This window comes from Vampirovibrio sp. (assembly GCF_041737375.1).
Classification (GTDB): Bacteria; Cyanobacteriota; Vampirovibrionia; order Vampirovibrionales; family Vampirovibrionaceae; genus Vampirovibrio.
Window position 1 is genome coordinate 186,120 of sequence record NZ_JBGSRV010000010.1, and the last position, 22,615, is coordinate 208,734.

Here is a 22,615-nt window from a genome sequence, read left to right on the forward strand (position 1 = left end):
TTGGGCATGTGGAAGCCGCTAAAAAACAACCCGGAACTGGATTTGCTCCGAAAAATGCTGAACCGGCTTTACCGGGATCGGGCGGCGTTTGTGGCCTTGGTGGTACTCATTGGCTTGTATCTAGCCGTCGCGCTGGCCGATTTACTGGCCCCTTACAGTGAATCTCACTTTGACCGCACGCTGGCCAAAGCCCCGCCCACCCCCATTTATATGCTGGATGAAGGCGGGGGCCTGAGTTGGCCCTATGTGTTTCGGTATCAAAAAAGCTATAACCCGGCCACTTTTACTCAGGAGTTTTCCCCTGAGCTGGATCAAAAATATTACCTGCGCCTGTTTCCGGCAGCGGAACCTTATAAACTGTTTGGCCTGATTCCCGGCAATATTCGCCTGCTTGGGGTGGAGGCCCCTGCCCAGATTTCTCTGCTGGGCAATGATATTAATGGCCGGGATGTGTTTTCCCGCATGTTGTACGGGGGCCAAATCTCTTTAACCATTGGCTTTTTAAGCTTGTTCATTGTGTTTCCCATTGGCATGGTTTATGGGGGATTGGCCGGTTATTTTGGCGGCAAAGTGGATGAACTGATGATGCGCTTTGCCGAAATCGTAATGTCCATTCCCAGTTTTTTCCTGTTGATTGGGTTAGCGGCCATTCTGCCGCCGGGACTGCCCAGTACCCAACGCTTTGCGCTGGTGGTGCTGATTCTGGCCTTTATCGGCTGGGCAGGGCTGAGCCGGGTCATTCGGGGCATGGTACTCTCCATTAAAAATGAGGAGTTTATCGACTCCAGCCGAGCCATTGGGCTGAACCCGTTTACCATCATTGTACGCCACATTTTGCCCCAAACCACCAGCTATTTAATGGTGGCCATGACCCTCAGCGTACCGGGCTACATTCTGGCAGAATCGGGTTTGAGCTTTTTGGGTCTGGGCATTCAGCAGCCCGATGCCAGTTGGGGCAACATGCTGAAGGAGGCTCAGGATATCAGCAATATTATTGAGCGCCCCTGGATGCTGATGCCCGGCTTCCTGATTTTTATGGCCGTACTGGCGTTTAACGTGGTGGGCGATGCGGTTCGGGATATTCTGGATCCCAAATCCCGAGTGGCCCGCCGTTAAAATAAAACCAAACCCAACTTTAAAACCCAAAAAATAAAAAAGGCAAACCCGGCTATAGCCTGGATTTGCCTCTCTGGGAGGTTCCCTCACTTCCCACAAATCGAATGCCCGTTAAGCCCAAACAAGCGGGGCTTTTTGCGCCGCACTGGCACTGGCCGCCGCAAACCGGCTTGGCCCTGTGGCGGGTGCGCTTACTGCTTGCATCAACAAGGGCGTAAAGTCCCGAAAGGGAAATGGAGTTTCTGCCACCCCACCGGCCACCGCAGACTTTTTCTCGGCGGCTTTTTCAGAATCATTGTTGCGATACCCAATGCCGGTGCGATAACCGGAGAAGGCAAAGAAAATGGGGATAAACGGCTCCATAATTTCCATACCCGCCAAAGCCAAGGCCGTGGGTAAATCATCCAGATGCAAAATCGCATCAGCGAATTCCACCCGGCGTTTTTCCGGCTTTTCGTAGGGGTCAGGCGCTTTGCCCTGCATTTTGTCAAACATGGGGTTCACCACGGTTTCGCCCAGCCGGTTGGCAATTTTACCGCCGCCCACAATGCCCACGCTTAAGCCGGCTCCAATAATGCCAAATTTACCCAAACGGGCACCCACTGGCCCCAAGGCCTGAAGCCCTTTATGAACCACCGGCAACTCAACGGCAACCAACCCGGCAGACGCCCCCACCGCACACAAGGCAATGTTGGCGATAAACTGAAAAATCCCTTCCTTGCACATATTGACGGTGGCATCCGGGTCTGTCACCCGGTTCACTTTATTGGCGGCCATACCGCCCAGTAACCCGCTAACCACCGAGGCCAAGCCGGTGGCGAAAAAGTTGAGCATCTTCCAAACTTCCCCGGTTCGCTCTTGCATATCCCCTTTCAGTTCCACCTTGGTTAATTTTTTCCAAATGGCTTTTGGCAACTGAAACCCGTTCTCATATTGCAGCGGCTCACTATCACCCAGCGGAAAAATATCGTTCAGGTGCTGCTGTCGAAGTTTGGAGCTGAGGGCTGAATGCTCTTGAATCCCTTTAATCAGCGTTTTAAAATCCCCCACTTGCAACTGTTTTTTTAAATGGAACGGGGAACTGGCCAGCCAGTTTTTAATAGCCGGGTACGTCTCTTTGTATTCGGTCAGTTTTTGGCCCAGCGCTTTCATCTCATAATCAATCAGCTTTTTGGCCGGGGGGCGCATCAGTACGCTGGCGGCGGCCACGGTGCCCAAAGCCGTTGCGCCTAACACAATGCCATCCCGAATCACCGTTTGCTTGCGCGCTTGGGGGGTGGCCTTCCAGGTATCGTAACCCATCAGGGCGCCTAAACCGGCCAATCCGGTAAGGCCCGCCACTTTACTATAAGCACGAACCACATTGGGTTGATCCAGATAGTGACCGATTGCTCTTGCCTGAACCGCCAAACTCATACAAACCCACTCCTAACTAAAATCAACGTGCCGGGGAGGCGTCCCCAAACTTCTCTCTTAATGAGAACTTCTCTCAACAAATAGGATTAAATGATAAATATTCTCAATTGTAAACCCAGTTGAGATTAATTCTCATAAAAAACTTGCTACTGCTGTTTTTTTCTTTTAAAAATAAAGTAAGAAATAATCATTTGGTTTCATATCGCCTCCTTTTTCAAAGGGTGTTTCAATTTTTATACGTACGCCCGTCAAGGGCTTCTCTGCCATATGCTTTACCTTATGTAAGGAGTCCAGCCATGTCTTTTGCGCTTACGCCTCATTCCAAAGCCATCAGTGCTTCTAATTCTGCTTTTGCGCCCATCCCCAAAAAAGGATTTTTCTCCAGACAGCCCGCCGAAAAATCATCCAAACCCAGGGACACATTCCAGCGCCATGGATTAACCCGTGAACCGCTCAGCGTTCAAAACCAGCGAGTCACGACTCGGGAAATTTTTGAAACCACTCGCCACAAGAGCGAAAGAGCGGATGGGAACCCTTATGGCTTTCACAACTACAGCCTGAAATACGTTTTATTTCACAAGCCCAGCGGCAACTACTTCAAAATTGATCGCAGCAAGTACCCTCAAGTCATTAGCAATGAGGAAGCCGCCAAGCAAGACACTCGTCATTATAAAGATAACAACCGGGCCATTTTTGTGGATGGCTTTCATCAGGTACTCCATGCCGGTGGCACCTTCCTGTCTCAAAAAGATGGGCCAGTGTGGGTACGACTGAATGGACCGGTGGTATGGCCCCTGGATTTTTCCGAAACCAAATCGGAAGCGATTCCCCCTTTGCTTGAAAAACCCATCCGGGCTCAGGCTCAGCAAATTGGAGATTTTCTGAAAGCAAACGGCACTGCGGCTTCCAAAAAAACCTCTCCCTGGCAAGAAATTATTCGCCAGCTTCATAAAGAAACGGCGGCGCGCTTTAGCAATCAGCCTGAAAAAAAGCCCAGACAAATGGGCGATATTATTGTGCAACTCAGCAGCTTGCAACCCGATGGCTATGTGCTTGGTAAAGAGCTTGAACTCTTTCCATCCGAGGATTTACCCAAACTATGGGCTCAAAAAAGACTTAATACAGAAGAAGACTAAACCAAACATGCTCTATGGTTGAAACAGTGAGGGGGAAATATATTTATGTTAGGTTTTCACGCTCAGTCCATGGTGTCTCATCAATGCCATCCGCCCAAAACCGGCAATGCGACCCCAAAAAACCAGACACATCTAAAACCATCCGCCTGCGCTGTCTTGGAAAGCGCTCAAGCAGAAGGGAGAACCAGAAGCAGTTTGGCCAGACTCCAGCAAAGTCATCTGGTGCGAGACAGAATAACTGACAACGACTTTATACTGGATCGAGAAGCGCTTAAGAAGCTGAAACCGCCTCAAGGCCAATGGATTACCGTACACAAGATAGAGCAGGAAGGGATGACAGTAGAACGTTTTATCCCGCCCCCAAAAGCGCCCTACACGTTAACCATTAAAGCCCAGCGAATTAGCCCGGTTTCGGCCAAAAAGCCAGAGTATTTAAAAATTCCCTTTGATGAAAACGGAGAAACCCACCGGCTGATGGTGATTGTTTAGCGCCACTGGTTTACAGGCACAGAGGTTCCTCCGGGTTACTAAGTGAGGTTCTTCAGTCCTCAAAACCAGGCTGAATGATCAGCAAAATCTATGGACGCCTGCCCAGAGATTCAAGCACTTTCCGCAATCAAATTCAGGGTCATCAACACGCTGAATTTGAAATTAAGGCTTGGCAGCAGACGTTTGCGCCTGCTCTCGTGTGCGCTCCATATGCTCAGCCAGGTCTTTTACATAATGAACCGCATGTTTCAACGATTCTTCCAGCACGGCTCGGCCTTCCACATCAACGGCTTGGCCTTCCTCGTTCAAGGGTTGCCAGTTCATGCGAAATTGCACCACCGGGGTGGCCTTGGGGTCATCCTGAGCCGGGGGAATTAAAGCATTATACACATCGCCCTGAAACAGGGGGTGTTCTACCAATTGATAACGTACCTCACCCAACCGCTCGTCAATAGTAATACGCTCCCGAAGCGGGAAGCCCTGAATCAGAATTTCACGCACCGCGAACGATTCGGTGCTTTCCACAAAACTGAACGAGTCTACGCCTTGCATATAGCGATCCGGGTGTTCCACCCGATCCAGCAACACATTCCAAATGGTTTGCAACGGGGCGTTCACCGGAACGAAATATTCAAGCTTGGGCATAGCAACACTCCTTTACTGTGGGAGTTTATGATACGGGAAATAAAAGGACCGGTCTATGCGCGACCCCACTGGCCCAACACAGCGAAGGTGTTAGGCTGGATATTTAAAAGCACGGCCCTGTAAACAGGCCAGCAACGGGCTTCAAAAAGCCAACAGTCAGCAACCAGCCAACGATTCAGGCTTTATAACAAGATAACGCCAAGTAGCCCAAAAGGGAGTGAGGAGTTATTGAAACATCTCGCTCACCGACTGATGATCGTGGATTCGCCCAATGGCCTCTCCCAAAATGGGGGCCACCGACAGCTGAACAATCTTGCCTTGGCGTTCCAGCTCCAAAGCCTCCGGGCTAAGCGGGATGGAATTGGTGACAATCACTTCCTTAAAGACGGAATTGGCAATACGCTCCACCGCAGGCCCCGAAAAAACAGGGTGCGCGGACATGGCATACACTGCATCGGCGCCTTCATCCAAAATCAGTTTAGCGGCAGAGCAAACCGTGCCCGCCGTATCAATCATGTCATCTACAATCACAGCGGTTTTATTGCGTACATCACCAATAATATTAAAAACTTCGGCCACATTATGGGCGCTACGACGTTTGTCAATAATGGCAATGGGGGCGTTCAATTTTTTGGCGTAAACACGGGCTCGTTCCACCCCGCCGGCATCCGGGCTAACCACCACAATATTTTCCAGATTTTTTTGCTGGATATAGCGCAGCAAAACCGGGGTGGCATACAAGTGATCCACCAGAATGTTAAAAAAGCCTTGCAACTGGCCGGTATGCAAATCCATAGCCACCACCCGTGTGGCCCCAGCCGTTGTAATAATATCAGCCATCAGCTTGGCGGAAATGGGTTCTCTGCCAGCGGTTTTGCGATCCTGGCGGGCATAGCCGTAATAGGGAATCACAGCGGTAATAGTATTGGCGCTGGCCCGTTTCAGGGCATCAATAATCATCAGCAACTCAATAATGTTGTCGTTCACCGGATTACAGGTGGGTTGCACAATAAAGGCATCACAGCCACGCACGTTTTCCTTAATCTGAACGTAGGTTTCCCCATCGCTAAAGTTTTTGATTTCAACTTTGCTTAACTCGGTACCCAGATAACGGGCAATTTCATGGGCCAGCTGAGGGTTGGCTCTGCCGGTAAATATTTTTACCTTGCTGGTGTCGTGAATGCCACTTTCAATTTCCAGATCGGGCAAACGAAGCTCGATAGCCAAGTCGTTATCCTCCATTAGGGTACCTATAGTTCGATTAAGTTTCGATTAACGAGGTGCTGTTAACGAGAGGGGATAGTTTAAGACGCTTTTTCCTTCGATTGGTGTCGTTGGCAATAAAACCGGCGAGAGGGTAAAAAAGGCTGACCTGCTGACGTTGGGCAGAACTTTATGGGCATACCCTTTACAGAAGGGCCTTTGTAGTAAATTACCCGTGCCTTTTTTATGAGGGTGTTTGTATAAAAAGAGTAGCAGAAAAAAAAATGCTTTTCAGCCTATAAATGGCTTAAATCGACAAAATTTGTATACATGGGCCATTGTATTTAGGGGGAGAAAGTTCCAACATTATTTCAAGTCATCCGACTTGAGGTCACCATTGAAAAAATAAAGAGGAAGGGGTCGTTTAAATGAAATTATGGAAGCAACCCGCCATTGGCGTTTATTTTACTGTGCTGGCACTGGTTTTCAGCTTAACCGGGTGCACAAAAACCGATACAACCAGCAGTAGGGCTCCCAGTACCGGGCAATCTGAAGTGCGGGAAATGCCCGAACAAACTAAGACAGGATGGACAGAGGCCACCCAGAAAGCGGAAACCGGTCTACAAAAAATAGCGGCCAGCAGTAATCAGGCTTTAAAAAAACTAGGCGTCAATTCTCAATACGGACAAGCAGAGGAAAAAGAGTTTTTGAGCGCCTGTAAACAATCCTGTTTAAAGGAAAGCCCACAGTCACACCCCAATTCAAACAATGTGACCCATTTCTGTGAGCTGTATTGCGGCTGTACCCACGACAACCTGGAAACCAAAGTGCCTTTTAATGATTTACAGGCTTACACCAACGGCCAAACCAGCAAATCCAATCAGGCCATCATCGAAATCCGGGATCAGTGTGTGCGAGACGCCCATGCGGCCACTCAAAAATCCAGCGAGGGGCGCTCCTAGCGTTTTTCGCAGTAACCAAAAAGCCCCCTGACCACAATGGCAGGGGGCTTTTGAAATATCACCATTAAAACAACTGATTGATCTTGTCCAGACCCTCTGAGGTAATGGAATACTCAGTCACCTCAGCCATCCCGGTCAGGTCAGGCACCATCGACAGGTACCCCTGAGACAGCACCGATTCCAAAGTACTGTGATTAACCGGGGTGAGGCCGGATTTCACCAGATTGGAATTAATTCGCTTTAAAGAAAAGCTTTCCTGATATTCCATCTGGTTTAAATAATAGGAAGCCAATAACAGATAGTCTTCTGAACTCCCGGCGTTGGCTTGCTCGCACAAGTCGGCCAAGGAAGATACCAGGCTTAAATCGGCTGAATATCGGGATGATTCCAATTCCGCAGATTTCTCCAGCAAAGCGGGCTGACGCTGTTCCACCGGGGTTTCTAAATCGCGCATTACGGTGTCCATCACCGATTCAAAATCATCCTGCGGCCCTTGCAGATTTGCGGCGGGAGAGGAGGGCGCAACGGCTTCTGGTGAGCTTGGCACCACCGACAAAACGGGCGCTGGTGCTGGAGCCGGGGCTTGGGCCGGAGCGAGTGGGGGCAAGTCCACAGCAGCCATTGGCTGTGGCTCCACGGGAGGGGAAGGCGGGGCTTCCACCACGGGTAATGGTTCGGGTGCCGGAGGCGCTACCGGCGGAGCCGCCACGGGTGCTGGTGCTTCCAGCGGGGGAACTGAAACTGGGGCTGGTGCTGGAACAGGAGCTGGCTGAGGTTGAGCCACCACCGGTGGTGGGGCCTCCACCACGGGGGGAGCAGGATCAACAACAGGCGCTAGCGGCGGAATGATCTCTGCGGGAGGAAGCGGGGCTACGGCCACAGGCTCTTCCGGCACGGCTGCCGCACGCGGCGGCAAACTAACGGGTACATAGCTGTCATCCAGCAGAATGCGAAACCATTTGTCCATTTGTTTTGAAATAAAATAAACGTCATCAGATGAAAGATTGATGAACAGCTCATCCTTCTTCAAGCTAATTTCGTAACTATGTTGAGCGTCCATGAACTCGACTCCTTGCCGCTGCGGCTGGCGGCCCTGCTTCTCTCATTTATAGCCCTGCAAGCAAGGGTATGTTCGCCGTAAAGGGGCCAATGGGTAATTCCAGGGGGATGTGTTTCATTATAAAATCACAAATGCCGCTTTGCATTCTACGGGTGGGGGAGATTTTGGCGGCGGGTGAGAAAGCGAGGCAAACCAGCTCGCTCCAGCTCAAAGGCTACTTATCTTCTTGGGTAACCAGCATATTGCGCCAGTTATCCATCTGAGTCTCGATAAACTTGGCGTCATCACTCTTCAATTCCAGTTCCAAATCGCCTTTTTTCAGTTTAAAAACGTATTCGCTCACGTCTAGCCCCTATCCTGTTCAGGCCCCATCCGGGGGAGGGACCTTTCATTTGACTTCAACTTTATTATAATACGCCGAACGGGTTTACAGAGACAGCTCGCAACTCAGAATGAAGTTTGCAGGACGGGTTCAGACTTTTTCGCCCTGTTAAAAACCCCCTCTGCCCAAAAGGGTAAAGGGGGTTTTAAGGTTTAAGAAAGAGTCTCTAAACTGTTTTATCCAGGTTGCTACCGCAGCCAAAGGCAGGCGCTGGCGGGGCTGGAAAACCACCGGGCGCTGGCGGCGCTGGGAAGCCACCAGGTGCTGGAGGCGCTGGGAAACCGCCGGGGGCTGGAGGGGCAGGGAAACCACCCAGTTCAGGACCTGCGCCCAACGGGGGCTGGCCGCCCATTGGGGAAAACGGAGCGGGGCCTTGAGGGGCGCCCATCGGGGGGAAATTCATTGCCATTTATAGAAACTCCTTATTATCCATCATTTTAATGATTGGGTTGACTGGTCACTCTCACAGTCGTGTGATGTTAGCTATGTAAAACACCTGCAATCCAAAAGTTGCGGTTTGTCACGGGATTGCAAACACACTTATTTTTTTAGGTTTTAAAAACTTTATTGCCGCCCGATTTGAAAACTGGGGGAGTCCTGAACATTCTTTCAAAGTCTTTTACCGCCTTTTGAAAGATGAGCCGACTTGCCTTGCAGCAACAATTTCATTAAAGTGATGGTATCGAATTTTTTTTCGAGGCCCGCCATGACTACCCCCCGTAAACTGATTCATATTGACATGGATGCCTTCTACGCTTCAGTAGAACAACGGGATTTTCCGCAATACCGTGGCGTTCCGTTGGCGGTGGGAGGAACCACGGCCCAAAGAGGGGTTATCGCCGCGGCCAGCTATGAGGCCCGGGCCTTTGGGGTCAAGTCGGCCATGTCTACCTATAAAGCGCTCCAACTGTGTCCTCAATTGGTGGTGGTGCCGGGTCGGTTTGATGCCTACAAACAAGTATCAGCACAAATTAAAGCCATTTTTAGTGATTATACCGATCTCATTGAGCCGCTTTCGCTGGATGAAGCGTATTTAGAGGTGACTGAAAACAAGAAGCACAGCCCTTCCGCCACCCTGATTGCCTACGAAATCAAGCAAAGAATAGTGGCTGAAACCGGCTTAACCGCTTCTGCCGGGGTTTCCTACAACAAATTTTTAGCCAAAGTGGCCTCCGACTTTAATAAACCCAACGGGCTTTGTGTTATTCAGCCCCATCAGGCTCAGGCTTTTATAGATAAACTGCCCATTGGCCAGTTTTATGGCGTGGGTGAGAAAACAGAACCCAAACTAAAGGCCCTGGGCGTTTATACCGGGGCGGACTTAAGGCAGTTATCCCCCCAAAGCCTGCAATCCATTTTCGGGCGCACCGCCGATTTTTACTATCATTTGGCCCGAGGGCAAGATGATCGGGCCGTGGAAACCAACTGGGTTCGTAAATCCATAGGCACGGAAAACACCTTTAACCAGGATATAACTGACAAAGCCCAAATGCTACAAGCGCTGCGCCCCATGTCAGAGGAGGTTCTGGACTGGATGCAAGCCCACGATACTTTTGGGCGAACCTTAACCTTAAAGGTCAAGTATTCCGACTTTCAACAAGTTACGCGCAGCCGAACCGAACCCAAAGCGTTTCGGGATGTGGAAAAAATGATGAAACACCTCAGCCAGTTGCTGGATTTAACGCAAGCGAACGCCAAGCCCGTTCGCTTGCTGGGGGTATCTCTTTCCAAACTGGGAGAAGCGGAGCGCCCCGATGAGCCAGAACCCACTAGTTGGCAACTGAGCTTGCCGTTGTTGGCTTAACGCACTTTGCACCCCTATGTTTTAAAGGATCTTTTTAAAATTGTTAATAAAACTTTAAAAATGGTTCCGGGATTTCTGTTAAACGTTTTTATGCAAGTACAAGGACAGGCTGGATGAAACTTTAAAACCATTAATCAAACGTTTAATTATTGCGCTTTAACGCCATTTCCACCGAAGCATTGCTTAGGGTATTGGGAATAGGCGTTTTTTTCTTGGGATGAGACGGACGGCGACTTACCCAGGCAATTTCGCTTCGGTGATGCGGGATGCCCTTGCCCTTTAGCGTCAAAACAAGCACCTGCCATAGGTCTTTTTGAATACAATACCCCTATGCTGGCCCTGATGAAAGGGCTGAACTGAACCACTGAAAAAGTAGAAGAAAAACACAGAGAAAACAAAGCAAAGAGAGAAGAAAGCACATGGCGCGCATTGGCATTCTGGATTTTGTAAAACGGCAAACCCCTCAAAGCAGGTTCAACCACTTCAACCAAAGCTGGGAAAGCTTAATAACACTGATAGAAAGCCAGTGGGCGCATCGTCAGGTTTCCCCACACCATAGTGGGGTGTTGATTGTTCCCATGCCTACATCGGCACTACCGCATTTTTGGAGCAGCATTGTACCGCTCAATGAAGAGAGTCGCTTGCGGGCGGAATTCAGCCCGCGGGTTGCCGGGGAAGCGCCTTTTATTCAAGTTGAGGTTTTGGGCGGGCAAAAAGTACAGGCTCAACGGGCGGATATTATTTTGTACAGCCACGACACACTGGCCCAGGATGGAGACGCCCCATCTACCCGAGAAGCCGATTACTATGTGGTGTCTATCAACGCATACGCCACTGCTGAAACAGAACCCATAAGCCCCATGACCATGGCCCGTAATTTTTTAGGCCTGAAAGGCGGCACCCGGCCAGAAACGCCCTATTCTGCCGAAGAATTTGCCCATGCCATCCTCTACTGGAGCCACCACGCCCGCCTTGGAGAACCCTGAAAGGGAGAACCTTAACCAAAAGGAAGAAAGACCTGACAGGAAGCGCCCTTTTAAGCCACTGGCACCCGACAAACCTTGAGCCAATAATCCAGAATGCACTGCATGTTGGCGTTAAATCGACTCAATTGCTCGTCTTTAGCCACAAAGCTATTTGCGCCCAAGCGGTAGCTCTCCTGTAAATGCCTTTGCCGAGCAGACTGACTGAGCACAATCACCGGAATTCTGTGGGTGGCAGGATGGTTACGAACGGTTTCCAAAAAGGTTAACCCATCCTCATTTTCAAGCAATAAATCCAGAAAAATCAGCACAGGTAAACTTTCAAAATACTGCTCACAGCAAGTCAAATAAGCCATGGCTTCAGTGCCGGTTGTGAAAAATTTTAAGGCATTCTGAATGCCAGCCCCTCGAATGGCTTCCAGGATCACCAGTTGATCGTCACGGTTATCCTCAATAATTGCAATCGCTCGGTTATCCATAATAAAACCTTGGCCTTTTTCCCATGCGCCCTGCTTTGCAAGAGTAACGCCATTTGCCTGAACTTGATTACACTGATTTTCAATCCAGTATTTTAGTATGCGCTTTCCCATTCGGCTTCTCAAGCTAGCCGGTTAGGCCACAGAAGTATTAAACTTAAAACCCGTCTGTCATCTCCGTTTTAAAACAAAATATTGGCACTTCCAAAACAAATAGCCCAATCGGGCAGGTTTAAAAACGGGCGAATCAACACATAAAGCCCATATGGTCCTACATGTTTAGCGAACCCGTTAACGGAGGGTTGAGGATGCGAAATACCATGTCCCTTTCCAACGTGGAATACGCTTACCTGAAAAAGAAAAGTGGCCTGCATAACTGGGGATTTTCGTTTCGGAAAGACCGGTTTGATTTCGATATAGATGAGGCCGAAGAATTCATGGATGAAGCCCTGATGGATGAAGATCCACCCCGACAGGCATAGCCCGCTCATCCAACCCTGGCATTTCCGCTCACAACAACCAAGGGAGTTTCCATATGACCAGCCTGACGCTTGCGCCAAATGATTTAGCCATTTTGTACACCCCGAATGGCACTCACCTGGAAACACCTGACATTCAAGATTACCTGGCCCTCATGCTGGCAAAATATGATGAGGGTGATGAGCAATGCCTGTTTCTTCCCTCGCTAATGAGCATGTCCGAATGCTTCCAGTGTTCTGCCGTTGAAGTTCACCATGCCCTTACCGAATTAAAAGAACGAGGCTGCGATACCTTTATTATGGGCTTTGAAAGCCCCATTACCCTTTGGTACCCCGATCGATTGGGACGCGCCCAAGCGAGCTAGCGGGCTAACCCACCCACGTTGAACCCATAGTTTATTTGCTACCCCATCAAAAATCAGTAAAACTGAATAACCACACTTTACCCCTAAGGATTCATTGATCTTTGGGGGTAAAATCTTGTGAAAACCAGTATCCAGCGTTCATGCATCCCAAAAACAGGCCCAGCGGCAGCATCACAGAACCCCAACTCAGCGGGCCGGGAAACATGGTATCAATCCACAAGCCCAAGGCCAGCGCCACCAGGGTAGGCACCATAATGGCCCACCCGATTGCCCCTAGAAACCCCAGCCTGGAAAGTAATTTAGCGGGGTTTTTAAGCGGCAATGGCAGTAGAATTACAGAGGGCCGGGGAAATTTCTTTTTCATCCCTCTGAACGGTCGCTCATGATGAGCGTTCTTGTTTCCAGATAATGAACTCATCCCAAACATCCTGTAATTGCTAACCGGATCCGGCCATTCATTAAGCCAGCCCAAAATACACATTGGGTAACGGGCTGAAAAAAAGACGGATCGGATTTGTTCTTATTTTGCTCTTGTCACCTTCAGTGTAGAAAATGTTGAGGCGAACCACAATTAGCGTAAAGCGCTATTCGTAACGCCAGAAGTCTCATAGACTGCTTTGCTAAGCTGCCGCATTCCAACGGGCGAGCCCGTAACCCGGGCCAATTCAAGCTCAACCTGCCTGCTGCCTCATCTGTTTTCAAGCAGGAGGAAGCGCTCTAAATAAATTCCCGACCTTGGAAACCAAGGCCGGGAATTGGGTTTATTCAATTTTTAAGCGGTTTACCAGTAGCCCCGCACAACCGTTCCGCTGGAAGAATGGCTGGTGGTAGAAGAATGGGACTGGTAGTAGTTTGGCTCAGACTTTGCTGGCGGCTCCTGGACAGCGACTTTCTGATTATCAATCACCTGCTGAAGGGTGTTGCCCCAAGCGGTAAACTGCTCTTTGGAAGCGGAAGACACACTGGTGGCTTCACTTTGACTGCGGTTCAAGTTCCACTGGGCAAAGGTATTGCCGTCGGTGTCGACAACTTTGTATTCTTCGCCGGGTTGGTAAGGCAAAGTTACTGTGCTTTGGGAAACCAAAGGAATGTACTCACCTTCACGGCTGTTAAAGAACAAGGATTTTCCGGTATTGTTTACAATCTGGAAAGCCACTTGCTTTTTGGTAATGGGCTCATTAACCGCTGGCTGGTAATCGGAAGAAGCGGGATTCGGCTCCAGGCGAATTCTGAAAGTGGCGTACGGGTTTTCATCGGCGAACACATTGGCCGGAACCATGGATACAGCAACAACGGCGGCCAAAAGGGCGCCTTTTAAGAAATGATTCATCGATTCTCCTTTAACAACTAACTCAACCAAATCATGAAAAAAATAATGTGGTTATGCAGAACAAAATGCCCTGCAAACAGACAAACTAAACTGCCAAACGTACATCACAACATCAAATAGTCAACACAAGTATAACACACTTTCCCTGAGAGGGTTTCAGCCCCTTTACAACCCATTACATAGCACCCAGAAAAGGACGGGCAACCTGTTTTGAAAAGTGGCTTTTTAGAGATAGGCTAATAGCAGTATCATTTCTGAAATCAGGAAAAGGATTATCATGTCAGAGCGCCAAACATCATCCCTTCATGGACAAGTGGCCATGATTACCGGAGCCAGTCAGGGTATTGGACAAGCTATTGCACGCCAGCTGGCCCCCTTGGGCATTCATCTGGTGCTATGCGCCCGCAATGTTCAAAAACTTACCGAACTCTCTCGGGAGCTGGCCCTTGCCCACCCCGAGGTTCAGACCCTCCCACTGGCCTGTGACGTGCGGGACGCAGCGCAAGTGGAGCAAGCAGTGACGGAGGCCCAGAAAACGTTTGGCAAAATCAACATTCTGATAAACAACGCCGGGGTGGCAGCCAAAATTGGCTTGCTTCAGGAAATTAGCGTAGAAGAAATCGATCGCACCATTGATACCAATCTAAAAGGGTCCATTTACTGCATGCGGGCGGTTTTACCTATGATGGTGCAACAAAATGGCGGTGTTATTCTCAACATCAACTCCATTGCCGGAAAAACCGCCTACCCCTTCTGGAGTGTTTATGATGCCTCCAAATTTGGCTTGCATGCCATTACGGAAGCAGTGGCAGAAGAGCAGCGCGGCAATAACATTAAAGTGATTGGGATATACCCTGGGGCCGTGGATACCGCCATTTGGGAAGGCTTACATGCGGAAGAGGGCCCCCGAAAAGAAGGCATGCTAGCGCCTGATCAGGTGGCAGAGGCCGTTGTCTACATTTTGAATCAACCCCAAAACGTTTTTATTAAAGACTTGACCATTACACCTTTGAAGCCTCTGGTTTAAGCAGCCATCTCACAGCCTGCGGCATGGTGATGCCCTCCCTCATGACTAGTGCGTCAACCGCAAGCTAGCAACAATTGCTGTGGACGATCTTTTATAACGGCATATTGTTTCCTTGCCAGCTTGCTTAAGGAGCGAAGCCGCTTATTCATGACGAGTTCCTTGATTTCTTTAACCGGGAAGGCGCTTCCCGCCCCAAACGTTTTGATCATCCGCATGCCATGGGCGGATGGGCGTTCTGTTTTATCGGCACTGAAACGCTGGGCGCTTTGCCTGTTTGTGTTGCTGGGCGCTTGCACCTTTTACGATCAGATCATGGGCGATGGTCGGCTGCCCGCTTTCAATGAAGTGGGTCATCTCCCGGAAATTCATACCCTTGTCCACACCAATAGCACCCTTGATTTCCCCCATACCCAAGCCCCCGCCAGGGGCTGGCAAGCCTTGCGACAAAGTCGAAGCTTGCTGAGCGCGCTTTCTCCCGAAATTGCAGCCTGGGTTTATGAATTACGGCAGAACAACCGCATTGTCTACAACGAGACACCTGCCACCCTTTGGCTTTATAGTAAACCGGCCAGCACCCCCATGTTAGCCGCCTATGAAGGCATGAGCGGAAAACTGTATGTGGGAGCCGATTTTTGGCACCTAAGCGACGGGGAAAAAGCGGCCATTCTGGCCCATGAGTATCGCCACGCCCGCCAGAACTGGCCCAAACAAATCAGCGTGCGACTGGCCCAATATCTGGGGGGCGCACAACTGAGCGATCAATCCAGACTGGAATACGAAGCGTTTGATTACGAGCGGCAAGCTCGGGCGGCCTTGGGACTATCCCCACTGATGGCCCAGCACCAGCCATAAAAAAACCGTTAATTTAACCCCCGTTTTTTTACCAAGCCCAAAGCAGTCAGCGGGCAGCACACGCCATCAAGAACAACACAGAGAGAACAGGTATAATGAAAAGGCGCTCTGTTGAGCGGGCGTTATCGTTGAACGGGGGAAACTATCCATTATGAGCACCGCAACCGCCACCCAAAGCGATCAGGCATTTCTGGAAGCGCTGGAAAAAGCATTTTCTGATTCCAACAAGGATTTTGCGCGGGCCTATTACCTGTTTGCCACCGCCAAACTCAGCGAAACCTATAACTCTCAGGAAATTTACGCCAAGTACCCCATGCTCAGCGATGAAGAAACCTTTCAGCGACTGAAGAAACTTTACGATCAAAACCCCGATAACGAGGAAACCAAGCGCCTGTTCACCTCGGTGCTAGGTACTTTTATTGGCAGTCAACTGGCCTCACTATCCGATGCCTTTCAGAACGCCAAGAACCAGTTAAAAATCGACGCATCTGGTCTGGGCTTAAAGCAGGCCGATGGCTCAGACGTTAAAGAACTGCTGTACGAAGATGTTTCGGAATGGCTGAAAAAAACAGCCCATAAACCCACCCGCCAAGCGCTGTACGATCGCATGGCTGAAGCGTACACCGCACAGCTTTCTGGCCAGTTTATCGCCCTTTTTCAGCAGGAAAACCGCATGCTGGCCGACCTAGGTTATGCCGATGTGATTCACTTTTATGCCCAAACCAGCGGACACAACCTGAAAAAGCTGGGTGAAAACGGCAAAAAACTGGTGGATGAAACCGAGGCGCTTTACGCCAGGCTGATGGGTGATCACTATCATCAGGTCACCGGGCTTGATTTTAGCAAAGACGCCACCCGTGCCGATATTTCCTATGTGCTGCACGGCAAAGCCTCTGAGGAAATGGAAGGCATCAACCAGAAGTTTCCACAATCCAGACTGGTGCCGCTGGCCCGCCAAACCTTTGACGGGCTGGGCCTGAATTTCTCTCAACTGGCTCAGGAGGTTAATTTTACCGATCACCCCAGCTTTGAGCAGGAAGTGGTGGCCAAAACCGAGAACGCTCTTTCCGGTGAAGCCCCCCTGCGGCGTATTCTGCTGGATATCGCCAACCGGGAAGGCAAGCGATCCAGAGCCTATGTGTACCCTGCAGCGGTGCCTTCCGAAATTTATTTATCCGTTAAGCCGGAAGGCGGACTGGATGACTACTCCGCCTTCTTCCATGAATCTGGCCACGCCCAGCATTTTGCCTACGAAAACCCCAAACTCAGTTTTGCCATGGCGTTAATGGGCAACAATACCACCACTGAAACCTACGCCTATTTGTTTCAAAACCTGTTTATGAACGCTCATTGGCTGGTTCATATGGCTGGACTCAGCAAGGAACAAGCCCAAATGGCCGTTAAAAAACGGGCGCTGGAAGATCTGTACATGTTGCGCCGCTACGCCAGTAAAATGCAATTTGAATTGGCCTTGTTTGAAGGGGTAAACCATGCCGGTTATGAACTGAAAGACAAGGGCAGTATCTACGCCAGCCTGTTAAGTCGGGGCTGTGGGTTTCAGTATGACGCCGAAGGCTGGACTCGAGACGTGGACGCAGGCTTTTACGTGGCCGACTACTTTACCGCCTGGAGCTTAGAGGCCCAGTTGCGAGAATATCTTTGCCAGCACTTTGGTTCTTCGGATACCGCGGGTGAAGACTGGTACGCCAACCCGGCGGCAGGCACTTTTCTAAAAACGCTTTGGGCCGATGGCAACATCCCTCAGCAGGAATTAAGCGCCCGACTTGGCTATAACGACCCCACCGAAGTCGGACCCCTCTTGAGATTGATGGAACATAACCTCAATGGTCGATAGTGGTTACAACAGGTTTAACTTACAATAAAATAGCTCATAATATATAAAAGCAATAGAAGGCAGAAATACAGGTTGCCCCTTACAGAAGAGTGCTGCTTCTTTTTGAATAGCACGAAATGGGAAAGTTGTTGCGTTGGTTATGCTTGCTATTAAAAATCAATCTGGTGGCCTATTACTGGAAATTGAGGCCGAAAATCTTTTGTATGCCGACTTGAACGGCAAAGAACTGAGTTTTGCAGATCTCTGTTTTGCAGTGCTGTTTAACGCCAAGCTGGAAGGGTCCATTCTTAATAATGCCGACTTGCGGGGGGCCAACCTCAGCGGCGGTAGTTTGTTAGGGGCCTCCTTGATGAAAGCCATTTTAAAAGGGGCCAAACTGGAAGGCGCCAATCTGACCGACGCCAATTTGGAAGGCGCTAATTTATCGGCAACCCATTGCGTGCAAGGCAATTTTACCAACTGCAACTTTCGCAGGGCCGATTTAAGCCAAGCCGACTTTAGTCGGGCCACGCTCAGAGGCGCCAATCTGGAAAATGCTGAATTGTATGAAACCAAATTACCACACGCCGATCTGAGCGGGGCCAAACTCATTAAGGCCAGTTTGCTCAAATTACAGGCTCAATCCGCAATATTTGTTGAAGCCAATTTTGAGAAAGCCGATATGGAAATGGCCCAGTTGGCATGGGCGGATTTAACCAAGGCCAGCCTGGTGGGGGCATTGATGCGGAATGCCAAGTTCAATTCCGCCAACTTGTCTCAAGCCAATTTACAAAACGCCAACATGAACCAAGCCAACTTTAGCCAGGCCAATCTGAGCGACGCGGATCTGGAAGGGGCTAAAGCCTTTCAAACCAACCTGTCCGGGGCCAATTTAAAAGGCGCTAATCTCAACAGAGCAGCCCTGCAAGGGGCCTCTTTAAGTTTGTCCAGCCTGGAAGGCGCTAAACTTAAAGGCGCGGACTTACAGGGCGCTAACCTGAAGGGCGCCCGATATAACGATGAAACCACCTTTCCGCCGAACTTCAAGCCAGAGCAGCAAGGGCTAATTTTTATGCTAATCAAACCCGAAGAACAGCAAGCGGAGATATCAGCAACACTCACAGTTCAGGGAGAATCACCCCCACAAAGCGTTCCCGAATCATCAAAAGCCACTTAAGCAGTGGCAGGGGCGACCTGGCAGTATAAATCCGGCAAGTTGTCGCGCTTGGTCTCACTGAACGCTTCATGAGACAAATAGCGCTCTATATAACCGCCGCCCAATAACTGCCTGAACTCACCATCATAAAAAGCCGCTATTTGACCGGGCGTAATGGCCGATTGCGGCTCAAACAAAGTGACCTTCAGGCTAAGGGAAGCCTCATCCAGCAATTCCACCCGACCCATCACCGGCGGAGAGTTATAACGAATTTTAACCATGCAATCCAGAGGAAACGCACCGGGCGCTTCCAGCTCGGGCAAAAGCCAGTTGGGAGCCAACACTTTAAAAGTGGTGCTTTCCAGATGATGAGCGTCTCCCAGATACACCGTGTTGGTGTGGGGGTCAATTTTAGTGACATAAATGGGGCGTCCGGCAGCCACCCCAATGCCTTTGCGCTGGCCCAGGGTAAAGCGGTAATAGCCATCATGCTCCCCTAGCACCTTTCCGGTATCGGTATCCACAAAGTTTCCCTTGCGCTTGCCCAGGGTTAAATCCATGTAATTGTGTTGCCCATTCAGTACAAAGCAAATATCCTGAGACTCTTTGCTGTAGGCGGTGGGCAAATCCAGCTCACGGGCTAAAGCCACCACCTCGGGCTTGGTCATTTCACCTAGCGGAAACAGGGTTTTGGCCAAATCCTTGGGGTAAACCCGTGCCATCATATAAGTCTGATCTTTATGCTCATCCACCGAGCGAAATACGTTGACGCCGTGAGCGGCAGGTTCCAGAATGGCGTAATGACCAGTGGCCACATAGTCTACCCCCAGCTCTTCCACCGCATAGCGCACCAGCATTTCCCATTTAACGTAGCGGTTACACTCCACGCAGGGATTGGGGGTCAGTCCCGCCTCGTAGGAGTTGTTGTAATAATCCATCACAAAATGAGAGAATTCAGCCCGCAAATCAACGGTGTCATACGGAACGCCCAACATTTCACAAACCCGGCCAGCGTTGACCAAGGCGTCATTACAGCATTTACCGGGGCCGTTTAAAGTCCAGGCGGTCAAACCCACGATCTCATGGCCTGCTTTTGCCATTAAATAGGCGGCCACACTGCTATCCACACCGCCACTCATGGCAACCGCAATTCGTTTTTTAGAGCCGGGTAAAAAGTTTCGAGTCATGAGGCGGCGTGCTTATCCTTAAACTATTTTTTATAAAAGCGTAATTCTTTAATGAGATATTTTTTGACCCGGACGAGACAATAAATAGGAAGCCCCCAGAAATAAAGTGGGGATTAGCCATAACATGCCCGTGCGTACGGTGTTGATTATATCAGAGTAATGTTTGGCAGGCAGCGTAAAATCGGCCAAAACAAACATCAGCAGGCCCTTTAGAAGGCCGGGTAATAAAATTAAGGCGTAGCATCCCAGCCAAACCATTAAAAGCTTACGAACGAATTCATGAAAATCTTTCATAGCCATGAGTTCCTTTGGTTATGGGCGAAAAGAGCCTGTGGCGGTCCCTTCGCTTGATTTGGCCCATTCAGGCTCAGCAATACACAGTGAGGTTTATACAATAAAAAAAGCGGGACCGTAAGAGTTGCCCCCGTGTCTGGAAAACAGAAAAAAACCAGCCGCTTATCCAGACATACCAAACCTGAATAACCCACCCAACCGGGCCTCTAATTCCATCATTTGGTTGATACAGACCAACCCAATAAGGTGATATAAAATTAAAAAAACCGCCAATATTTAACCGGTCCAATATAACCTCTAATCATGAGGCTCTGATTGATGAGCCGGTCCATCTAAAACCACTTTTCTATTAAGCAAGGAACATTCCCAACAACCAAAAGTCCCTCCAGGATAACCCAGAGGGACTTTTTCTTTTATTTTCAGAAAACCCAGAAACTACTAGCTGATTAAATCAACGCTCATCTCGTCATTTTCTTCCAGATTCATTTTACTGTTCCAGAAACCATAGCCAAAATAAATGACCATGCCAACCAGGAACCAAGCGGCGGTAACCACCCAGGTGAACAAGGGCAGACCGGTCATTACATACACGCAACCCAGGGCGCCCAGCACCGGAAAGGTCAATCCCAGGGGGGCTCTGAAGGGGCGGTGACGCTTGGGATCTGTAAAGCGTAAAATAGCCACCCCGATGCACACAATCATGAATGCGCCCAAGGTACCGATATTGCACATTTCAGCCAGCAGGTTAATCGGCAGTAAACCGCCGCCAATGGCCACAAAGAATCCCACCATAATGGTACAGATATGCGGGGTTTGGAATTTGGGATGAATTTTAGCCAATGCCGCTGGCAACAGGCCATCTCGGGCAATGGCGTAGAAAATGCGGGTGCCACCCATTTGCAAAACCAGCAACACCGAGCTTAAACCGGCAATGGCCCCAATACTAACCAGCCAGGAGGCCCAAGGGTAACCCATATACTTCATGGCTCCCACCACAGCGGCTTCCTTGTTAATTTCGTTGAGCGGAACAATACCGGTAATCACCGCAGTAACCAAAATATATAACAAGGTACAAATGGCCAGCGAGCCCATAATCCCAATGGGGATATCCCGTTGCGGGTTTTTGGTTTCTTCGGCAGCAGTAGAAACCGCATCGAAACCAATGTAGGCAAAGAAAATAGTGGACGCACCGGTAATAATGCCGTTAAAACCGTGGGGCGCAAAGGTATTCCAGCCATCGGCAAACCAGTTGCGCTGTAACACATCCATATGGCCGCCAAACAAAAACAAAGCGCCAATCAGGATAAACAACAGCACCACAAAGGTTTTTACAAACACCATAACCGCAGCGGTTCGGGCGCTTTCAGAAACGCCCACCAACAGCAAACAAGTAACCGCCAGCACAATAAAGAAAGCAGGCAGGTTAAAGGCGCTTTGCACCAGCAGAATTTTTTCTTCAGTGGTGAACGGAATAGTAAAGGGAATAGCCTGCATCACAATGGACATATCCGCATTCTTCAAACCTTCATGGGAAACGGTGTCAATGGTATTGCTCACCAGCCAGCTTGGCAGATGAACCCCAAAGGCCATGGCCACAAATTCCTTGACGCTTCCCGTCCAGCTAACGGCAACGGCCATGTTGCCCACCGCATACTCCAATACCAGCGCCCAGCCAATAATCCAGGCGATAAACTCACCCATGGTGGAAAAAGCGTAGGTATAAGCGGAACCCGAAATAGGCGCCATGGCCGAAAATTCGGAATAGCACAACGCACAAAAGCTACAAATAATACCGGTCAATACAAAAGAAAGTGTCAAAGCAGGGCCCGCAGCCAAGTGATCAGGAGATCCCACGGCAGCAGCGCCAGTTAACGCAAAGATACCGGCCCCAATCATGGCGCCCACCCCAAAAATAATCAGGTCAAAAGCGCTTAAGGTTTTTTTGAGCTGATGTTCCTGATTGGCATTATCCGCCAAAATCTTATCCAGATTTTTGGTGCGAAACAGTCGGGATAGAAGAGAGCGTTGCTTGACGCTAGCGATTCCTGACATAAATGAGGGACTCCCTTGGAATTAACTTTTATAACTGAGTTTGAGCCTTTACAGCTAAGACTTAAGAAACCGCTTGAGGACCCTTGTGAAAAACCCATGTCCAATAACCATAGTCACAGGTTTAGATGGTGGGGATAGTAACACAAAGCGGTTAACCGCTCTAGCCAATTCAAATGGAGCCAGCTGACGGTCATTCTATATAAAACGAGAAAACCCTCGCGAAAATGCGATTTACCGCTCAGCTTATTACGATTTCTTTACAAGCAAAGCCCCAGATTTCACCCGTTTGGGTGAGGGGTATTTTGACAAATTCGAAGGCCCCAATGCTTCCCCCACAAAATATTGATTCCTTTATAAAAATGATTAA

At 49.5% G+C, this 22,615-nt stretch carries 25 protein-coding genes; 12 read left to right on the forward strand and 13 right to left on the reverse strand.

Annotated features, from left to right (window positions below; translation table 11 throughout):
- Window positions 1-6: 6 nt before the first annotated feature.
- Window positions 7-1,116, forward strand: coding sequence for an ABC transporter permease (locus ACEW81_RS05810; protein ID WP_373532023.1), 1,110 nt, complete (start codon window positions 7-9; stop codon window positions 1,114-1,116).
- Between the two features lie 111 nt (window positions 1,117-1,227).
- Here the strand turns inward: ACEW81_RS05810 and ACEW81_RS05815 are convergent, their stop codons facing one another.
- Window positions 1,228-2,532, reverse strand: coding sequence for a hypothetical protein (locus tag ACEW81_RS05815; RefSeq protein WP_373532024.1), 1,305 nt, complete (start codon window positions 2,530-2,532; stop codon window positions 1,228-1,230).
- A 296-nt stretch (window positions 2,533-2,828) separates the two neighbouring features.
- On the opposite strand from ACEW81_RS05815, the gene ACEW81_RS05820 reads away from it, so the two are divergent.
- Window positions 2,829-3,668, forward strand: coding sequence for a hypothetical protein (locus tag ACEW81_RS05820; RefSeq protein WP_373532025.1), 840 nt, complete (start codon window positions 2,829-2,831; stop codon window positions 3,666-3,668).
- Window positions 3,669-3,713: 45 nt separating this feature from the next.
- A complete protein-coding gene (locus ACEW81_RS05825) occupies window positions 3,714-4,157 on the forward strand; it encodes a hypothetical protein (protein WP_373532026.1) in 444 nt (147 codons plus the stop codon).
- Between the two features lie 162 nt (window positions 4,158-4,319).
- Here the strand turns inward: ACEW81_RS05825 and ACEW81_RS05830 are convergent, their stop codons facing one another.
- Together ACEW81_RS05830 and ACEW81_RS05835 are read right to left on the reverse strand one after the other, a co-directional pair.
- Window positions 4,320-4,802, reverse strand: coding sequence for an SRPBCC family protein (locus ACEW81_RS05830; protein WP_373532027.1), 483 nt, complete (start codon window positions 4,800-4,802; stop codon window positions 4,320-4,322).
- A gap of 225 nt (window positions 4,803-5,027) precedes the next feature.
- Complete coding sequence (locus ACEW81_RS05835) at window positions 5,028-6,029, reverse strand: ribose-phosphate diphosphokinase (protein ID WP_373532028.1); 1,002 nt, start codon at window positions 6,027-6,029, stop codon at window positions 5,028-5,030.
- 404 nt (window positions 6,030-6,433) lie between these two features.
- Here ACEW81_RS05835 and ACEW81_RS05840 point away from each other — a divergent pair, with 404 nt between their 5' ends.
- A complete protein-coding gene (locus tag ACEW81_RS05840; RefSeq protein ID WP_373532029.1) occupies window positions 6,434-6,967 on the forward strand; it encodes a hypothetical protein in 534 nt (177 codons plus the stop codon).
- Window positions 6,968-7,031: 64 nt separating this feature from the next.
- Here ACEW81_RS05840 and ACEW81_RS05845 read toward each other — a convergent pair whose 3' ends face one another.
- The 3 genes from ACEW81_RS05845 to ACEW81_RS05855 form a co-directional block, all read right to left on the reverse strand.
- Window positions 7,032-8,027, reverse strand: a complete 996-nt coding sequence (locus tag ACEW81_RS05845) for a hypothetical protein (protein ID WP_373532030.1) — start codon at window positions 8,025-8,027, stop codon at window positions 7,032-7,034.
- Window positions 8,028-8,241: 214 nt separating this feature from the next.
- Complete coding sequence (locus tag ACEW81_RS05850) at window positions 8,242-8,370, reverse strand: hypothetical protein (RefSeq protein ID WP_373532031.1); 129 nt, start codon at window positions 8,368-8,370, stop codon at window positions 8,242-8,244.
- Window positions 8,371-8,575: 205 nt separating this feature from the next.
- A complete protein-coding gene (locus tag ACEW81_RS05855; protein WP_373532032.1) occupies window positions 8,576-8,818 on the reverse strand; it encodes a hypothetical protein in 243 nt (80 codons plus the stop codon).
- 297 nt (window positions 8,819-9,115) lie between these two features.
- On the opposite strand from ACEW81_RS05855, the gene dinB reads away from it, so the two are divergent.
- The gene (gene dinB / locus ACEW81_RS05860) at window positions 9,116-10,213 is read left to right on the forward strand and encodes a DNA polymerase IV (protein WP_373532033.1); all 1,098 of its coding nucleotides are present in this window, start codon (window positions 9,116-9,118) and stop codon (window positions 10,211-10,213) included.
- A gap of 142 nt (window positions 10,214-10,355) precedes the next feature.
- Here dinB and ACEW81_RS05865 read toward each other — a convergent pair whose 3' ends face one another.
- A complete protein-coding gene (locus tag ACEW81_RS05865) occupies window positions 10,356-10,511 on the reverse strand; it encodes a hypothetical protein (protein ID WP_373532034.1) in 156 nt (51 codons plus the stop codon).
- A 121-nt stretch (window positions 10,512-10,632) separates the two neighbouring features.
- On the opposite strand from ACEW81_RS05865, the gene ACEW81_RS05870 reads away from it, so the two are divergent.
- Complete coding sequence (locus tag ACEW81_RS05870; protein ID WP_373532035.1) at window positions 10,633-11,199, forward strand: DUF3228 family protein; 567 nt, start codon at window positions 10,633-10,635, stop codon at window positions 11,197-11,199.
- Window positions 11,200-11,249: 50 nt separating this feature from the next.
- Here ACEW81_RS05870 and ACEW81_RS05875 read toward each other — a convergent pair whose 3' ends face one another.
- On the reverse strand, window positions 11,250-11,675 hold the full coding sequence (locus ACEW81_RS05875; protein WP_373532036.1) for a response regulator: 426 nt from the start codon (window positions 11,673-11,675) through the stop codon (window positions 11,250-11,252).
- Window positions 11,676-11,992: 317 nt separating this feature from the next.
- Here ACEW81_RS05875 and ACEW81_RS05880 point away from each other — a divergent pair, with 317 nt between their 5' ends.
- Window positions 11,993-12,154, forward strand: a complete 162-nt coding sequence (locus ACEW81_RS05880; protein WP_373532037.1) for a hypothetical protein — start codon at window positions 11,993-11,995, stop codon at window positions 12,152-12,154.
- Window positions 12,155-12,207: 53 nt separating this feature from the next.
- On the forward strand, window positions 12,208-12,516 hold the full coding sequence (locus ACEW81_RS05885) for a hypothetical protein (RefSeq protein ID WP_373532038.1): 309 nt from the start codon (window positions 12,208-12,210) through the stop codon (window positions 12,514-12,516).
- A 91-nt stretch (window positions 12,517-12,607) separates the two neighbouring features.
- On the opposite strand, the gene ACEW81_RS05890 is transcribed toward ACEW81_RS05885, so the two are convergent.
- Together ACEW81_RS05890 and ACEW81_RS05895 are read right to left on the reverse strand one after the other, a co-directional pair.
- Window positions 12,608-12,934 (reverse strand): AtpZ/AtpI family protein, encoded by a 327-nt coding sequence (locus ACEW81_RS05890; protein WP_373532039.1) that lies wholly within the window; start codon window positions 12,932-12,934, stop codon window positions 12,608-12,610.
- 363 nt (window positions 12,935-13,297) lie between these two features.
- A complete protein-coding gene (locus ACEW81_RS05895) occupies window positions 13,298-13,846 on the reverse strand; it encodes a hypothetical protein (RefSeq protein ID WP_373532040.1) in 549 nt (182 codons plus the stop codon).
- A gap of 277 nt (window positions 13,847-14,123) precedes the next feature.
- On the opposite strand from ACEW81_RS05895, the gene ACEW81_RS05900 reads away from it, so the two are divergent.
- The 4 genes from ACEW81_RS05900 (at window position 14,124) to ACEW81_RS05915 (ending at window position 18,736) form a co-directional block, all read left to right on the forward strand.
- Window positions 14,124-14,873, forward strand: a complete 750-nt coding sequence (locus ACEW81_RS05900) for an SDR family oxidoreductase (RefSeq protein ID WP_373532041.1) — start codon at window positions 14,124-14,126, stop codon at window positions 14,871-14,873.
- A 147-nt stretch (window positions 14,874-15,020) separates the two neighbouring features.
- A complete protein-coding gene (locus ACEW81_RS05905) occupies window positions 15,021-15,725 on the forward strand; it encodes a hypothetical protein (protein WP_373532042.1) in 705 nt (234 codons plus the stop codon).
- Between the two features lie 151 nt (window positions 15,726-15,876).
- Window positions 15,877-17,580, forward strand: coding sequence for a gluzincin family metallopeptidase (locus ACEW81_RS05910; RefSeq protein ID WP_373532043.1), 1,704 nt, complete (start codon window positions 15,877-15,879; stop codon window positions 17,578-17,580).
- Window positions 17,581-17,719: 139 nt separating this feature from the next.
- A complete protein-coding gene (locus ACEW81_RS05915) occupies window positions 17,720-18,736 on the forward strand; it encodes a pentapeptide repeat-containing protein (RefSeq protein ID WP_373532044.1) in 1,017 nt (338 codons plus the stop codon).
- On the opposite strand, the gene mnmA is transcribed toward ACEW81_RS05915, so the two are convergent.
- The 3 genes from mnmA to ACEW81_RS05930 all read right to left on the reverse strand — a co-directional run bounded on the left by mnmA (window position 18,733) and on the right by ACEW81_RS05930 (window position 22,248).
- Window positions 18,733-19,902, reverse strand: coding sequence for a tRNA 2-thiouridine(34) synthase MnmA (mnmA, locus tag ACEW81_RS05920; RefSeq protein WP_373532045.1), 1,170 nt, complete (start codon window positions 19,900-19,902; stop codon window positions 18,733-18,735). The two genes, ACEW81_RS05915 and mnmA, sit on opposite strands and share 4 nt — an antisense overlap.
- A gap of 48 nt (window positions 19,903-19,950) precedes the next feature.
- Window positions 19,951-20,196, reverse strand: a complete 246-nt coding sequence (locus ACEW81_RS05925) for a hypothetical protein (protein ID WP_373532046.1) — start codon at window positions 20,194-20,196, stop codon at window positions 19,951-19,953.
- A gap of 438 nt (window positions 20,197-20,634) precedes the next feature.
- The gene (locus ACEW81_RS05930; RefSeq protein ID WP_373532047.1) at window positions 20,635-22,248 is read right to left on the reverse strand and encodes an amino acid permease; all 1,614 of its coding nucleotides are present in this window, start codon (window positions 22,246-22,248) and stop codon (window positions 20,635-20,637) included.
- Window positions 22,249-22,615: the final 367 nt, after the last annotated feature.

Bases quoted from the DNA above. Each gene is read 5' to 3' on its own strand.
- ACEW81_RS05825 (WP_373532026.1), top strand. From the start codon at position 3,714: ATGTTAGGTTTTCACGCTCAGTCCATGGTGTCTCATCAATGCCATCCG.
- ACEW81_RS05820 (WP_373532025.1), top strand. From the start codon at position 2,829: ATGTCTTTTGCGCTTACGCCTCATTCCAAAGCCATCAGTGCTTCTAAT.
- ACEW81_RS05905 (WP_373532042.1), top strand. From the start codon at position 15,021: ATGACGAGTTCCTTGATTTCTTTAACCGGGAAGGCGCTTCCCGCCCCA.
- ACEW81_RS05895 (WP_373532040.1), bottom strand. From the start codon at position 13,846: ATGAATCATTTCTTAAAAGGCGCCCTTTTGGCCGCCGTTGTTGCTGTA.
- ACEW81_RS05840 (WP_373532029.1), top strand. From the start codon at position 6,434: ATGAAATTATGGAAGCAACCCGCCATTGGCGTTTATTTTACTGTGCTG.
- ACEW81_RS05875 (WP_373532036.1), bottom strand. From the start codon at position 11,675: ATGGATAACCGAGCGATTGCAATTATTGAGGATAACCGTGACGATCAA.
- ACEW81_RS05880 (WP_373532037.1), top strand. From the start codon at position 11,993: ATGTCCCTTTCCAACGTGGAATACGCTTACCTGAAAAAGAAAAGTGGC.
- ACEW81_RS05910 (WP_373532043.1), top strand. From the start codon at position 15,877: ATGAGCACCGCAACCGCCACCCAAAGCGATCAGGCATTTCTGGAAGCG.
- ACEW81_RS05890 (WP_373532039.1), bottom strand. From the start codon at position 12,934: ATGAGTTCATTATCTGGAAACAAGAACGCTCATCATGAGCGACCGTTC.
- ACEW81_RS05855 (WP_373532032.1), bottom strand. From the start codon at position 8,818: ATGGCAATGAATTTCCCCCCGATGGGCGCCCCTCAAGGCCCCGCTCCG.
- ACEW81_RS05885 (WP_373532038.1), top strand. From the start codon at position 12,208: ATGACCAGCCTGACGCTTGCGCCAAATGATTTAGCCATTTTGTACACC.
- ACEW81_RS05900 (WP_373532041.1), top strand. From the start codon at position 14,124: ATGTCAGAGCGCCAAACATCATCCCTTCATGGACAAGTGGCCATGATT.
- ACEW81_RS05870 (WP_373532035.1), top strand. From the start codon at position 10,633: ATGGCGCGCATTGGCATTCTGGATTTTGTAAAACGGCAAACCCCTCAA.
- mnmA (WP_373532045.1), bottom strand. From the start codon at position 19,902: ATGACTCGAAACTTTTTACCCGGCTCTAAAAAACGAATTGCGGTTGCC.
- ACEW81_RS05810 (WP_373532023.1), top strand. From the start codon at position 7: ATGTGGAAGCCGCTAAAAAACAACCCGGAACTGGATTTGCTCCGAAAA.
- ACEW81_RS05930 (WP_373532047.1), bottom strand. From the start codon at position 22,248: ATGTCAGGAATCGCTAGCGTCAAGCAACGCTCTCTTCTATCCCGACTG.
- dinB (WP_373532033.1), top strand. From the start codon at position 9,116: ATGACTACCCCCCGTAAACTGATTCATATTGACATGGATGCCTTCTAC.
- ACEW81_RS05915 (WP_373532044.1), top strand. From the start codon at position 17,720: ATGCTTGCTATTAAAAATCAATCTGGTGGCCTATTACTGGAAATTGAG.
- ACEW81_RS05830 (WP_373532027.1), bottom strand. From the start codon at position 4,802: ATGCCCAAGCTTGAATATTTCGTTCCGGTGAACGCCCCGTTGCAAACC.
- ACEW81_RS05925 (WP_373532046.1), bottom strand. From the start codon at position 20,196: ATGAAAGATTTTCATGAATTCGTTCGTAAGCTTTTAATGGTTTGGCTG.
- ACEW81_RS05815 (WP_373532024.1), bottom strand. From the start codon at position 2,532: ATGAGTTTGGCGGTTCAGGCAAGAGCAATCGGTCACTATCTGGATCAA.
- ACEW81_RS05845 (WP_373532030.1), bottom strand. From the start codon at position 8,027: ATGGACGCTCAACATAGTTACGAAATTAGCTTGAAGAAGGATGAGCTG.